The organism is Candidatus Zixiibacteriota bacterium, from assembly GCA_036480375.1.
GTDB lineage: Bacteria > Zixibacteria > MSB-5A5 > GN15 > JAAZOE01 > JAZGGI01.
In genome coordinates, this window is sequence record JAZGGI010000035.1 from 48,725 (window position 1) to 61,567 (window position 12,843).

A 12,843-nucleotide genomic window follows, 5' to 3' on the forward strand; every position below is an offset into this window, starting at 1 on the left:
ATAAATTAGATTGTCCTCGAAAACAGAGGAGTTTTTTCATCCCGTCGGTCGCGCAAATAAGCGTCAAAGACCATAGCGATATTTCGGACAAATATCATTCCGCCGGGCAGAACGGTAAGACCCTCATCTGAGCGATTAAGTACCTTATCGGAAATGAATTCAGACAAGTCTTTGTCTTCCTCCGCAAAATACTCCGAATATGACACGCCAAAACGGCTTTTGAGCTCCGTGAAATTTAATACTCCGTTGCACATAATTGAGATGATGGCCCAGCGGCGAATTTCATCATCTTCGCTTAATACTATGCCTTTCGAGATCGCAAATTGCCCACCCTCAATCGTATCCATATATTGGTTGAGTTCCGATATATTTTGCGTGAAGCACCCGCCGATATCGCCGATAGCCGACATCCCGATTCCGATCATATCGCTGGTTAATTTGCTCGTGTAACCCATAAAATTACGATGCAGAGTTCCTCTGCCGACCGCTTTGACCAGTTCGTCATCGGTTCGGGCAAAATGATCCATACCGATCTGGACATAATCGGCGCCAAGGAATTTTTCCACCGCCGTTGCGATAAGATCATATTTCAGTTCAGCCTGAGGAAGCCTATTTTCATCAATTTTTCGCTGGTGTTCTTTTATGCTCGGCAGGTGGGCATAGCTGTAAACGGCGACCCGGTCAGCGCCCATATCGATTACCTTTTGGATTGTATCTGAAAAATTTTCGACCGTCTGAAACGGCAAACCATAGATCAAATCAATGTTGATACCGGTAAAACCGAGTTCTCGGCAATGATTAAATAGTTTTTCAGTTTCCTCATGAGTCTGATTGCGACCGATTGCTTTTTGAACCGCAGGCGTGAAGTCCTGAACACCGAATGAAATTCGATTGAATCCGTGATTGCGCAATAGATTTAACTGTTCGGGAGTCGTAATCCTGGGATCAACTTCAATAGCGATTTCCGCGTCATTCTCGAAAACGAATCGGTTCTTTACGGAATTGAATAGGCGCATGAGTTGTTCTTCCGACAAATAGGTCGGGGTGCCGCCGCCCCAGTGCATCTGAATAAGACGGTTGCGGTCTTTCAATCGCTCCGCGACCATTTGAAGTTCTTTATCAATGATGTTCAGGTAGTGGTCGGGTTTTTCGGGCTTTGATGTGACGCTGGTATTGCACCCGCAATAATAGCATCTTCGGCGGCAGAACGGAATATGGATATACATCGATAAAGGTTTATCCGTTTGCGAAGCGTTGTCGAGAGCCGTCATGTAATCACTCGGGCCGAATTCGGATGGCCATTCCGGAACCGTTGGATAACTTGTATAGCGCGGGCCGGGGCGATCGTATTTATGAAGTAGTTGTCGAATCAATTTTGTTTTCACCTTTATTTTTGTAGTTGTATGTGTGAACCGTCTCTATAACAAGGCGAGCGTTATCGACAGGTGTTGTCGGTTGAATACCATGACCGAGATTGAAAATATATCGATTATAGTCGGACACTTCGTTCAATAATAGCATAACTTCGGTTTGAATTATCCGGGGCGATGTTAAAAGCAGATGCGGATCCAAATTTCCCTGAACGGTTTTACCGTCCAGAATAGAAAAGGCGCGTTTGAGGTCGGTTCGCCAATCAATCCCGATAACTTCGCAATCCAGACCGGCTAATAATTCAAGATAAGGAGAACAATTTGGGTTGAATACAATCCGAGGGATATCAGGGGTTTTACTTTTTTCGAGCGTCTTTTGAATATATGGCAGGGAGAAACGTTGATAATCTTCCGGAGATAAAATTTCTCCCCGACTGTCAAATATCTGAACTATATCGGCTCCGGCCTTAATCTGGGCTTTTAAATACTCACCGAGGATATCCGATAGAAGATCAAGAACTTTTTCGGCGGCCGATTGGTTATCATGAATAAAGCGATTAATCTCCGCTCCTCCACCGTTTCCTTTTCCCTCGACCATATAATGTAGAAGAGTAAAAGGCGCGCCGCAGAAACCGATAAGGGGGAGTTTGCCTTTTAGTCTTTTCTTAGTTTCCGATATCCCCTCTAAAACGATTTTCAATTTGTCTTCCGGATTATATTCGCGAAGAGATGCGACATCCTTGTCTGTTCTAATCAGAGGCATTATTTTGGCACCCGATTTATCGAATCCGATTTTAATGCCCAGAGGCTCGAGGGGGAGCAGGATATCAGAAAAAATTATGGCGGCATCGACACCGATTATATCCACCGGTTGCAGGGCAACATCGGCCATTAATTGGGGAGAGCGACAGATATCAAGAAAAGTGTGAGTTTTTTTGATTTCCCGGTATTCGGGCAGATAGCGGCCCCCCTGACGCATAATCCAGGCCGGTATGCGGTCATGCGGTTTGCCCCAGGCGGCGTCGATCAAACTGAAATTACTCATGAGGTTTCCCCGCCCGGTGTGAATTTGTATCCCGTACCCCAGATGGTATGCAGGTATTTTGGATGAGCCGTATCGGATTCGAAAATCTTTCGTAGCTTGACGATGAAATTATCAACGGTTCTATTGGAAGGATAAATGTCATATCCCCAGACGGCATCAAGGATCATATCCCGGGTAACGACTTCGTCAGCATGTTCGGTCAATAATTTCATAATCATGCATTCTTTCTGAGATAATTCCTGTTCACCGTTGATGCCTCGGGCGCGGAAAGATTTGAAATCAACCCAGAAATCTCCGAATGAAAATCTATCCTTAGATATCGCTTTGTCGCTGAACCAGGCCTGGCGTCTGAAAATGGCGGACACGCGAACCAACAGTTCCTTTAGGTTGAACGGTTTGGTCAGGTAATCATCACCGCCGGCGATTATCCCCTCAACCCTGTCATCGGTTTGATCCCGGGCAGTAAGAAATAATATTGGAATGCGATCGCCATTCTTGCGAATCGTACGGCAAACTGTCAGGCCATCGATGCCGGGGAGCATAATATCGAGAATAATCAGATCAAAGGCGCCCCGACGCCATAATTTCAGAGCCATATTTCCGTCTGCGGCGATAACAGCCTCATAACCTTGAGCCTCCATATTCATCTGGAGGCCGTCGGCGATATGAGCTTCATCCTCGACTATGAGTATTTTTTTCTTCATCATTTTGCTATTGGAAGAGTTATCACAAATTTCGAACCCTGGTTGGTCCCCCTGGATGATGCCGTAACGGTGCCACTGTGGGCATTGATAATTTGCCTGACCAGATACAGGCCTAATCCGCTACCATTAACAGTACGAGTCATTTCATCGCCGATACGGTAAAATCTGTCGAAAATTTTAGTGATTTCCGTAGGCGGGATTCCAATTCCGGTATCGATAATCTGTATTACCGCATTTCTTTCAGCAGCGGTAAGGATTATTGAAATCGCTTTATTATCCGGAGGTGAATATTTCATGGCGTTATCGATTAACGCTCTGACGGCTCGCCCCAAAGCCTGATAATCGGTTTGGGCATATATATCGGGCTGAATGTCGCGATTAAGTTTGCCTCTATTCCGAGTTATATACGGTTCAATGCCGTCCAGATATTCCCCCAGATCATCGGATAAATTCGTCTTCCTGAGTTTTGGTGAATAATCGCTCTTGCTGAAATGACCGGCCTGTAAAACATTATCGATCATGTCTTCCAGACGATTGGTGTCGTCAATCATCCGGGGGATTATTTTTCCTGTTTTTTCCGAGTTGACGTTGCCCGATTGGAGTGTTTCCAGGTACAGTCGAAGAGAAGTAATAGGCGTCCTGAATTCATGGGTTACGGCTTGAATAAAATTCTGCTGTCGGGCCTTCAATTCTTCCGACCGACGCAACGTGCGATAAATGAAGGCAGCCCCCAAAAGAATAATCAGTGTAAAAAAGCCGCCTTCGGAGAAGAACATTCTAATCCGGCGATCAAGTTCATTTTCCAGATTATCTAATACTCCGGGAGAGATGGAAAACATTTCCGAAGATACCCAGTATCCCGATTGGCCGTTAGATTGGCCGGAAAAATAGAATTCCAATTCAAGACTTTTTTGTTCGGCCAGGCGTGCCGGGTAGTTTCTGTCAAAATAAATTATGATTCCCGATGACAATACGGTATAAAACGCCGAATCTATTTTACCTCCGGTTTGCCTAATATTGTTTTCCTCAGTCATCCATCCGGAGACACTTGCGTCAGTAAGCAGGCTGTCAAGATATTGAGCGAGATTTCGGTTAGAAGTTTTCTGCGATTCCAAATCCATAATGGCGCTTTCAAGTACTCGTAGAAATTCACTATTAATTTGGGCGGTAAGTTTCTCAATTTTTAATTCATAAATTTCGACGGACCTATGGTACAATGTTTGGGCTTGATCGATTTGGAAAATAATCCACCAGGTCAATTGTCCGATGCAAAACAGGACAACAAAAATAAAAACAATGAAGGCGAACCGGGTTGGTCTTTTTTCACGAATAGTCGTCATTAGCAGAAATTCCTCTGGAATATTGTCTTATTTTTCTAACATATAATTTCTATACGCTAATTGTCAAATTTAACAATTTCGATAAAAGTAACCTTTCGTTGACGAATTTAGTTCCGACCTAAAAGTAATTGTCATAGAAATGTCATGAGGTCTATATATTGGGGGACAGCGCAATGAATAATTATTTTCCCCGCGCGAATATTTTGGGTGATGGCAATCCTGAAACTACAAGAGATATGAAAATCAATACGCCTCCCAGGGCTCGATGCAAGATTGGGGTTTCGCCTCCGAAGGTCCAGGCAAAGACGGCCGCGAAGACCGGTTCTGTCGCAAAAATCAGGGAAACTTTTAAGGGCGCCACAAGTTTTTGGGACAGAAGTTGGATCACGAAGGCTGATAAGGTCGGAAATAAAGCAAGGAAAACAATTACCCATCCTATTTCCGGCCCGGCAATAGTAAAGGGTAAATTGAATATAATTCCGGCTATTACACTAAAGATTCCCATAAACAAAAATTGTTGGCAGCTTAAAACATAGGCGTCGCTGCCGCCTTTCATGTATTTGTCAGCAAATAAGACATGGAGCGCGTACATAACAGCTGCGCCAACGGTCAGGATATCGCCGGTATTTATATCCCGCAATCCTCCGGTTAGAATCCAGAGGCCAAGGAGTGCCAAAAATACAGCCAGCAACTCCATGAATTGTGATTTGCGACCAAAGATGATAAAATTAAAAACAGGGATGAAGGCGACAAAAAGTCCGGTAATAAATCCCGAATTTGAAGCGGTCGTATATTGGAGACCAATAGTTTGGAGAATATAGAGTATCCACAACGCTAACGCCAGAATAAATCCCCGGCGGAGATTCTGAAGAGCATTCCTCTTTGTAAATATCAGAAATAGAAGCAGAATAATTCCGGCAAGTAAAAATCGGTATGCTACCATAATTACCGGATCCACGCCGCTTAAGGCATCTTTGACGATAAAAAATGTCGATCCCCATATTGCGGCGGAATATATCAAACCCGCGCCGGCGAAGGCTGATTTGAGCTTTTTGGAGGCCATGATTAATCTTCAGTAAAACTATTGTTAAGGCAATGTCAAGTTATATTGCCCGGAGATATTGTTATCTATTATGGATTTAATCGGCCGTATTAAAACGGCCGATTTCAATCTTTTGAATCATGTGATGATTATAGATAAATCTATTTTTCGATCTTTCTGATTTTCCTGTAGAGCATGATCGCGAGGAAAGTAATAATCAAAGTTGCGACCGCTAAACCTTGTCTCCGGAAATAGTATTCATCAATAAGTTCGGCCGACATAACCCTGACTGAATCGGCTTTGGCAATACCAAGTTTGGCTTTGGGCTCGACTGAGTCGATATTAAAGGCGTGAATATGCATTCGGGTTTGAATCAGAGACTGATCGACTTCTTTCATCAAAAATTCTTCATCGGTGGTCATCATCCCTTTAGCGATCGCTTCATCCAACGTTTGCTGAGCCTTTCCGTGAAAGCGGACCAAATTATCGATAGATACTCGCAAGCTGTCGGCCGTCATAAATCCAATCGTGCCGTCATCGGCGCTATGGCAGTCGGTACAAATGGCGGGTTCTTCGGAGCCGATCATGCTATCCGAAGGTTTGATGATGAAGTGATTTGAATGACAGATTTCACACATCGGAATATCATTTTCCCGGAAGGCCTCGGCATGAGGTGATCGATTGAAAAGTTCTGCCTCGATAGCATGACATAATCCGCAAACCGCCGCTAATGAATTAACACCGGGAGGGGCGGCGCCATGATTTCCGTGACAATCATTGCAGGCCGGTGCGCCTAAATCATTTCTTTCGAGTAATGCCTGCCCGTGTATCGAATTGGTAAATTCGTCGAGTTGCGATGTCGAGATTCCATATTCAGCCATGTATTCGGTATCGGCGTGACATTTGCCGCATGTTTGCGGAAGATTGACCGGGTGGGTACTGGAATGCGGCATACGTCCCCCGCCTACTTCATGGACTGAATGGCACGATACGCAGTTGGCAACTTTTTTGTCTTTCCTGCCGAATAATCTTTGTCCGTGAATCGAGGTTTTATACTTGGCTAACTGGTCAACGGGTAGAGAGGGATTATGTTCATGCATGTATGCGGCGTCCGAATGGCAGTGGGCACAAAAATCGGGAACTTTCAGGAAATCCGGAATTCCGATATAATCGCGGCTTTCGCGAACGTCGTCCATGTCATCGGCGGAAGTATTTCCACCGTGGCAATCGGCACAACCAAGGCCTTTTTGAAAATGAACATCGCGAGTTATTTTGTGCGCCGGTCCGTCATCGTCTTCCCAGTCGAGGTGGCAATTCAGACAATTATCACTGTTTCCCTGACCTAAAACGGGTATGTATAATAACGCCAACGCCAGTATGCTCAATATAGTTTTCATAATCATGCCTTTATTCCACCAGGTAACCAATGATTGTCATAGCCAGCATAAACAGAACCACGACTGCCCCGAAGGCTACGACTAACTTAGATCGTTTACTTTTTGCCGCCTTTCTGTCTAAAGCCGGTATTAATAGCCAGATCATCCCGCCCAGTCCAAACACAGCCATTCCGAAAAGTTCGCCTTCGATGAACCACACATGCGCGGGCAGCATTTTCAGGGCTTGAAACGCGAACATAAAATACCATTCGGGTCTGATAACGGCCGGGGGCGGTGCGAAGGGATCGGCTTTTTCACCCAACGGCCAATGGATAACGCCGATTCCATCCGGGAAAATAACCGCGAGGAGCGCGAGGATGTTTAACATTATCAGCCAAACCAGAGCGTCACGATACAGAAAATTGGGGAAGAACTTGATATATTTTTTTTCTTCAGGTTTTTTGTCGGCCCATTCAAGAGGCTCGCTCATGCCCTGACGCTGGATAAAGATCAAATGTAAAGATAATAATCCAACGAATAGGGCCGGCAAGATCGCGACGTGCAATCCGAAGAATCGCCCAATCGTAGCCCCGGTAACCTCCTCACCGCCGCGCATGATAATCATCAGTTGCTTTCCAATAATCGGAACCGCGCCAGCCATCCCGGTACCAACTCGAGTCGCGAAGAAAGACAACTCATTCCAGGGAAGAAGATATCCTGAAAACCCGAATGCCAATGATAACCCCAGGATGCCGATACCGGTGTACCAGGTTAATTCTCTCGGCTTGCGATAAGCGTGGGTGAAAAATACGGTAAACATGTGGAGGAAGGCAAAAAGGACCATCAAATTTGCCGACCATGAGTGAAGCGATCGAATCAACCATCCGAAGGAAACTTCGGTGACAATAAATTTTACCGATTCATAGGCCGATTCAGCCCCCGGGCGATAATACATCAACAGCAAAATTCCGGTGCAAACCTGAACCAGGAATAGAAACAGGGTAACGCCGCCCAGATAATAAAAAGAAGAATGATTATGCCGGGGGACGATTTTACTGCTCATGTAATCGATCAGGGCTTTAATTTTCAGGCGACTGTCAATCCAATTAAATGATAGCTCTTTCAAGTTCGAAACTCTGCGATTATTATCATTCGGCATTATGACGTCTCCCTGGCAACAAAGATTTCATCGCCGACTTCATTGACAATGTATTGTTCCAACGGTTTCGGGGGAGGGCCTGATATATTATTGCCGTTCAGATCGTATCGACCGTTATGGCAGGAACACCAGATTATTCCCAGATCGGGGCGATGCTGAACGGTGCAGTCGAGATGAGTACAGGCCGCGGCCAGAGCTTTTAGTTCGCCTTCGGGAGTTGCGACGATTATACCGAGAGAACGGCCAAATTTGAAGGTTTTGGATTTTTTGGCTTCGGCTTCAATTTCAGCACGCCCGAATGGTAATTTGACTTGCGATACGTTGGCTTCGCCTGATTCGGGCGGAATAATGAATTTTACAACGGGGAAGAAAACCGATGCAAGAAAAGCGACTATTCCGCCCCCCGTTATCCATTTTATAAAGCCACGTCTGGAAACGTTTTTTTCCTGCAATATTTACCCTTTCGATCAAAATTCCCGGATTTAAAAGCGCACTTATACCCTGAGCAATATCTCAAGTCAATAAAATTAAAACAACCCCTAATGTTGTAGATATCTCAGACAGGAATGTAATAATAATGTGTCACATCGGCAATAGAAAAATTGAGTTAGATAATCCATGATAGTCCATGATGCAGATTTTTATTGATAATATCACGATTGCTTACGTCAATATAATTGTAAAATCACGGTTTCAACAATTTTCGGCTTATTTATTGAATGCCGAAATGAATATAGGAGTGGCAAATGTTGCGAGATATCCCGGAAGCTGTAAAAAAAAGAATGAATTATCTTGAAGAGATGGATGCCCGCGATAGAACCGACGGCACCGACCGAATGGATCGCCTGCGTCAGATTCCTCCCGAATCGGGAAAATTTATTGCTTTGATGGCCGCTTCCGCTCCGGCCGGGGATATTCTTGAAATCGGAACCAGCGCCGGGTATTCCACTCTCTGGTTATCTCTCGCTGCGCGAGAAAGGAATTGTAAAATATATACATTTGAACTACTCGAGAAAAAAGTAAAGCTGGCTCGGCAAACTTTTGCCGAAGCGGCGGTGGAAGATGTGGTTTCGCTAATTGCCGATGATGCCTTAAATCATATTGATAAATATTCGGGAGTGGCTTTTTGTTTTCTTGACGCTGAGAAGGAAATTTACGCCGCGTGCTATAAAGAAGTTATTCCCGTACTCGCATCCGGCGGGATATTGATCGCCGATAATGTTATCAGTCATAAGGCAGATTTGCAGCCGTGGATTGATGAGGTGTTAGCAGACCCAAAAGTTGACGCGCTTGTTATTCCTATTGGCAAGGGATTATTGCTTTGTCGTAAACGATAGATATTTTTGGAACATTCTTTTAGGTTGCCAGTATAAATCCATTAAACAAAGTAGCACTAATATTCGTCATTATATTAGCTACGTTCAAAATAAGGAGGGGACATGCGACAAGAAAGAATCATTGAAAACAATTATTTGAAGGGGGATATCATGAGGTGGGGAATTTACGTCCTGTCAGTATTAATTCTTTTAAGTACAATTCATACCAATATTTCAGCTCGATCAGAATTTCAACAGGTACCGAAAACGGGTGAATTGAAAATCCTTGAATCAAAATCATATTCAAGCGGAACGGATGATTTAAGGTTTTACATCGTTCATAATGCCGGACTGGTAAATTTGCCTTTTGGAAGTGACGGTATATTTGGTTATTCCCTTAATATTTTCGACCCTGAAACTGGAGAAGATAGCAAGCCATGTGAGTATCCTAAATCAAGCGGACTGTATCATATTTTCAGTGGGGTACTTTGGGTTGGAGGTTTGGTCGGAGAAGATACATTAGTATCGATGGGAACCGATGGTTGGGCTATAGGCGCCCATGAATTTGGACCGGATAATCCCGTCGGTGGCGCTTATCGTTCGGGGAATTTTGCCGATGATGAATTCGTTACAACTTTTTCGGATGCTATTTTGGATTCGGAAAATCCTTTGAATATCGAGGTTGTCCGAACCAGTTACAGTTGGGCGGATACGCTGTATGATGATTTTATTATTCTGAAATATGAAATTCGCAATATTGGTTCGCAGGAAATATATGATGGATGGAGTGGATTTTATTTCGATGGTGATATATATCATGAGTCAAATATATATATGGGTTATGCAGACGATATAACCGGGGCCTTGAATATAGATCTTTATGATGGTGATCCTTCAAGTTCAACAATTATACCATACATAATAGATAATGATGGAGATCCTACAGCTAATAGCTGGGATACCGCATCAATACGAAGCGCTATTTCAATGAGGGTTCTGGATTCTGATGTCGAGAATCTGGAAGTAAATTATAATTGGTGGATATCAAATAGTAGTCCTTATTTGGATTATGGCCCTAGACAATTAGAGGTTCCTTTTCGGCTTTTTGATAGCGATAATGTCGGTACTCCAGTCACGGATGGCGATCGATACTATATTTTATCGCATCCTGAGGTTGATTTTAACCAAGTGCAAAGCGCCAATTTGACTGAGTATAACGGCTGGCTTATGCCTACACGAATAGAGCAGGCTCGTGATTTTGCGGATGGATATGATACTCGATTTCTCTATTCTTTTGGTCCGTTTGATTTGCTTCCCGGCGAATCAACGACGTTTTGGCTTGCTCTGGCTGCCGCGGGTGGGATTCATTCCGATCCTGATGGATTTGTAAATACTTTTGATCCCTATAATCCCGAGGCATTTGTTGCTCAACTTGATTTTTCCGATTTGATAAAGCATCATCAGCGGGCCGATTCGGTCTATAATTCGGGATTATTATTGCCTCATCCCGGACCTCCGGTTGGATTAGAGCTTGTCACCTATAGTCAGGGAGAAGTTTCTATTGCCTGGAGCGCAAGCGAACGGTCAGATATCGCCGGCTATAATGTCCATTACACAGATTCCCTGATAGACGATCAATGGCACAAGGTAAATGACGATTTGATCTTACCTTCAAATTATTCTTTCACTGTGCCCGATCCCAATCACTATTACGTTTTATCAGTTACGCTGGTTGACAACCTGGATCGAGAATCTGAAAAATCTATTTCAGTGAGTACCGGCCCTACCACTGTTACCGGATTTAACGCTGAGTCGGAGGGGGCTACAGTACTTTTATCGTGGGACAATCATCCGGACCCAAATGTTGAGAAATATTTGATATACAGACAGGTTACAGAATTTGGGGAGCCGGCGGATAACTTCATTGTTTTTGATTCAACCACGTCGAATTTCTATAATGATTTTGATGTGACCTCCGGAATGGCTTATCATTGTAAAGTAACTGCCAAAGATATTTCAGGATTGGAATCTGTTCCAACGGATTTAATTACTGTTTATCCTTCGTCAAAACACAAGGATTTACTCCTTTTTAATATGAACTATGATAACGGTTTTAATATAGTTTATAAATTGGAATATGTTGATGAGATTTATGATTCTTTAGCCGTAGGTTTTGATATAGAGAGAGTTGACTATCAGGACAGTCTTTTGACTTTTAAGACTATGGCAGATTATTCGACAATAATATTTCTTGGTGGATCTCGATATTCTAGTTTAAATGAATTTGTAGATCATTTAAGAACTGGTTTGGAAGCATACCTCTCTTCTGGCGGTAATGCTATCCTAAGTTTATTGACTTTGGCCGATGGTGTAAAAACCAATTTCCCTTATTATGGATTCGAACCGGAATATTTGGGTATTGATAGCTGCGTCACAAATCTTAATGTGATGGCTGTCGATGGTGCTTTACCAGGGGATTTACTTCAGTGCAAATCAATGATTCCTACGCACTACCCGGATTTGATACCCGATCAGAATAAACTGGACGACGCCTTATTCCCAATTGATGGATATATACCGATGAGCGGTTTTGTTTATGCTAATGATAAGGCGACCGGATTATACAAATATCAATCTTCTGTTCCAGATACGATTAACCACAATCAGTTAAATGGGTATCGCGTCATGAATGATACCTATAAATTGATCGTTTTTAATTTTCCGCTATTTGTTATGGAAATTGGAAATGGGTTTTTGTCTTTGAAGGCAGCGCTTGAAGATATTAACGGTGTTTTAAGTTATAATTGCGGGGATGCCAATAACGATGGGGATTTCAACATTGGTGATGCTGTGAAAATAATTAATCACGTTTTCAGGGGCGGTTCTGCGCCTGATCCAATATTGGCTGGAGACGCTAATTGTGACGAAGATTGTAATGTCGGCGACGCAGTGTATATAATTAATACCATATTCAAATTCGGGCCGGACCCATGCGCGGCATGTCCGTAATTATTGAATCGGTTGCTCGTACTTTAATGTATGCCGAGAGATGGAGCAGTAAAATTAATAGCATAAAATCAAAGCTGTGGTACTATGCTTATTGTTCTACAGTTCTTCGGTTAGTTCGATGAATCTTTTGTATTCTATCGCGGTCCAGCTTTGAGCCTGGTAAGCGCCGTTGGCGAGACTAATCATTGAGACTTTGGCGGCGACGTCGGGATTGGGCGCTTCATAAATACTCAAAAAATCAAAACTCCCCAATAGAGCGTAATGAGCGATAAAATTGACTTCAGGACAGGATTCTTTGACCTGCTTCATCCAGATATGGCCTAATTTAGCCCGCTCTTTTATCTTTTTTCCCGATTCGGCCGAAAGCTTGGTCATTAGTATAAAGGTTTGCATAAGATAACCTCATTTCTTCTTTTTTTTACCTTAATTATTATACGAATGAATCGGTTCAGGCGAAAACAAAATTCCTCTTCCTAACTTAA

General features: G+C 43.4%; 11 protein-coding genes. 2 read left to right on the forward strand and 9 right to left on the reverse strand.

The window, feature by feature from the left end; translation table 11 throughout:
* Window positions 1-5 precede the first annotated feature (5 nt).
* The 8 genes from hemN to V3V99_11505 form a co-directional block, all read right to left on the reverse strand.
* Complete coding sequence (gene hemN, locus V3V99_11470) at window positions 6-1,373, reverse strand: oxygen-independent coproporphyrinogen III oxidase (GenBank protein ID MEE9443271.1); 1,368 nt, start codon at window positions 1,371-1,373, stop codon at window positions 6-8.
* Entirely contained in the window at window positions 1,351-2,415 is a 1,065-nt protein-coding gene (gene hemE / locus V3V99_11475; GenBank protein ID MEE9443272.1) for a uroporphyrinogen decarboxylase, read from the reverse strand. Before hemE ends, hemN begins: the two co-directional genes overlap by 23 nt.
* On the reverse strand, window positions 2,412-3,122 hold the full coding sequence (locus V3V99_11480; GenBank protein ID MEE9443273.1) for a response regulator transcription factor: 711 nt from the start codon (window positions 3,120-3,122) through the stop codon (window positions 2,412-2,414). The genes hemE and V3V99_11480 overlap by 4 nt, the downstream gene beginning before the upstream one ends.
* Complete coding sequence (locus V3V99_11485; GenBank protein MEE9443274.1) at window positions 3,119-4,459, reverse strand: HAMP domain-containing sensor histidine kinase; 1,341 nt, start codon at window positions 4,457-4,459, stop codon at window positions 3,119-3,121. Before V3V99_11485 ends, V3V99_11480 begins: the two co-directional genes overlap by 4 nt.
* A 181-nt stretch (window positions 4,460-4,640) precedes the next feature.
* Window positions 4,641-5,522 (reverse strand): DMT family transporter, encoded by an 882-nt coding sequence (locus V3V99_11490; protein ID MEE9443275.1) that lies wholly within the window; start codon window positions 5,520-5,522, stop codon window positions 4,641-4,643.
* 140 nt (window positions 5,523-5,662) lie between these two features.
* On the reverse strand, window positions 5,663-6,898 hold the full coding sequence (locus tag V3V99_11495; protein MEE9443276.1) for a cytochrome c3 family protein: 1,236 nt from the start codon (window positions 6,896-6,898) through the stop codon (window positions 5,663-5,665).
* 10 nt (window positions 6,899-6,908) lie between these two features.
* Window positions 6,909-8,036, reverse strand: coding sequence for a cytochrome b N-terminal domain-containing protein (locus V3V99_11500; protein MEE9443277.1), 1,128 nt, complete (start codon window positions 8,034-8,036; stop codon window positions 6,909-6,911).
* Complete coding sequence (locus V3V99_11505; protein MEE9443278.1) at window positions 8,036-8,488, reverse strand: ubiquinol-cytochrome c reductase iron-sulfur subunit; 453 nt, start codon at window positions 8,486-8,488, stop codon at window positions 8,036-8,038. The genes V3V99_11500 and V3V99_11505 overlap by 1 nt, the downstream gene beginning before the upstream one ends.
* 294 nt (window positions 8,489-8,782) lie before the next feature.
* Between V3V99_11505 and V3V99_11510 the strand changes: the two genes are divergently transcribed.
* Window positions 8,783-9,373: an O-methyltransferase gene (locus V3V99_11510; GenBank protein MEE9443279.1), complete on the forward strand. Its 591-nt coding sequence runs from the start codon at window positions 8,783-8,785 to the stop codon at window positions 9,371-9,373.
* A 102-nt stretch (window positions 9,374-9,475) separates the two neighbouring features.
* A complete protein-coding gene (locus V3V99_11515) occupies window positions 9,476-12,361 on the forward strand; it encodes a hypothetical protein (protein MEE9443280.1) in 2,886 nt (961 codons plus the stop codon).
* A 96-nt stretch (window positions 12,362-12,457) separates the two neighbouring features.
* On the opposite strand, the gene V3V99_11520 is transcribed toward V3V99_11515, so the two are convergent.
* Window positions 12,458-12,754 carry a GYD domain-containing protein gene (locus tag V3V99_11520; protein ID MEE9443281.1) on the reverse strand — a complete coding sequence of 99 codons (297 nt, stop codon included), beginning with the start codon at window positions 12,752-12,754 and terminating at the stop codon, window positions 12,458-12,460.
* Window positions 12,755-12,843 lie beyond the last annotated feature (89 nt).

Excerpts from the sequence above, each read along its gene's own strand:
- V3V99_11520 (MEE9443281.1), bottom strand. The coding sequence starts at position 12,754 with ATGCAAACCTTTATACTAATGACCAAGCTTTCGGCCGAATCGGGAAAA.
- V3V99_11495 (MEE9443276.1), bottom strand. The coding sequence starts at position 6,898 with ATGAAAACTATATTGAGCATACTGGCGTTGGCGTTATTATACATACCC.
- V3V99_11485 (MEE9443274.1), bottom strand. The coding sequence starts at position 4,459 with ATGACGACTATTCGTGAAAAAAGACCAACCCGGTTCGCCTTCATTGTT.
- V3V99_11500 (MEE9443277.1), bottom strand. The coding sequence starts at position 8,036 with ATGCCGAATGATAATAATCGCAGAGTTTCGAACTTGAAAGAGCTATCA.
- hemE (MEE9443272.1), bottom strand. The coding sequence starts at position 2,415 with ATGAGTAATTTCAGTTTGATCGACGCCGCCTGGGGCAAACCGCATGAC.
- V3V99_11515 (MEE9443280.1), top strand. The coding sequence starts at position 9,476 with ATGCGACAAGAAAGAATCATTGAAAACAATTATTTGAAGGGGGATATC.
- V3V99_11480 (MEE9443273.1), bottom strand. The coding sequence starts at position 3,122 with ATGATGAAGAAAAAAATACTCATAGTCGAGGATGAAGCTCATATCGCC.
- V3V99_11490 (MEE9443275.1), bottom strand. The coding sequence starts at position 5,522 with ATGGCCTCCAAAAAGCTCAAATCAGCCTTCGCCGGCGCGGGTTTGATA.
- V3V99_11510 (MEE9443279.1), top strand. The coding sequence starts at position 8,783 with ATGTTGCGAGATATCCCGGAAGCTGTAAAAAAAAGAATGAATTATCTT.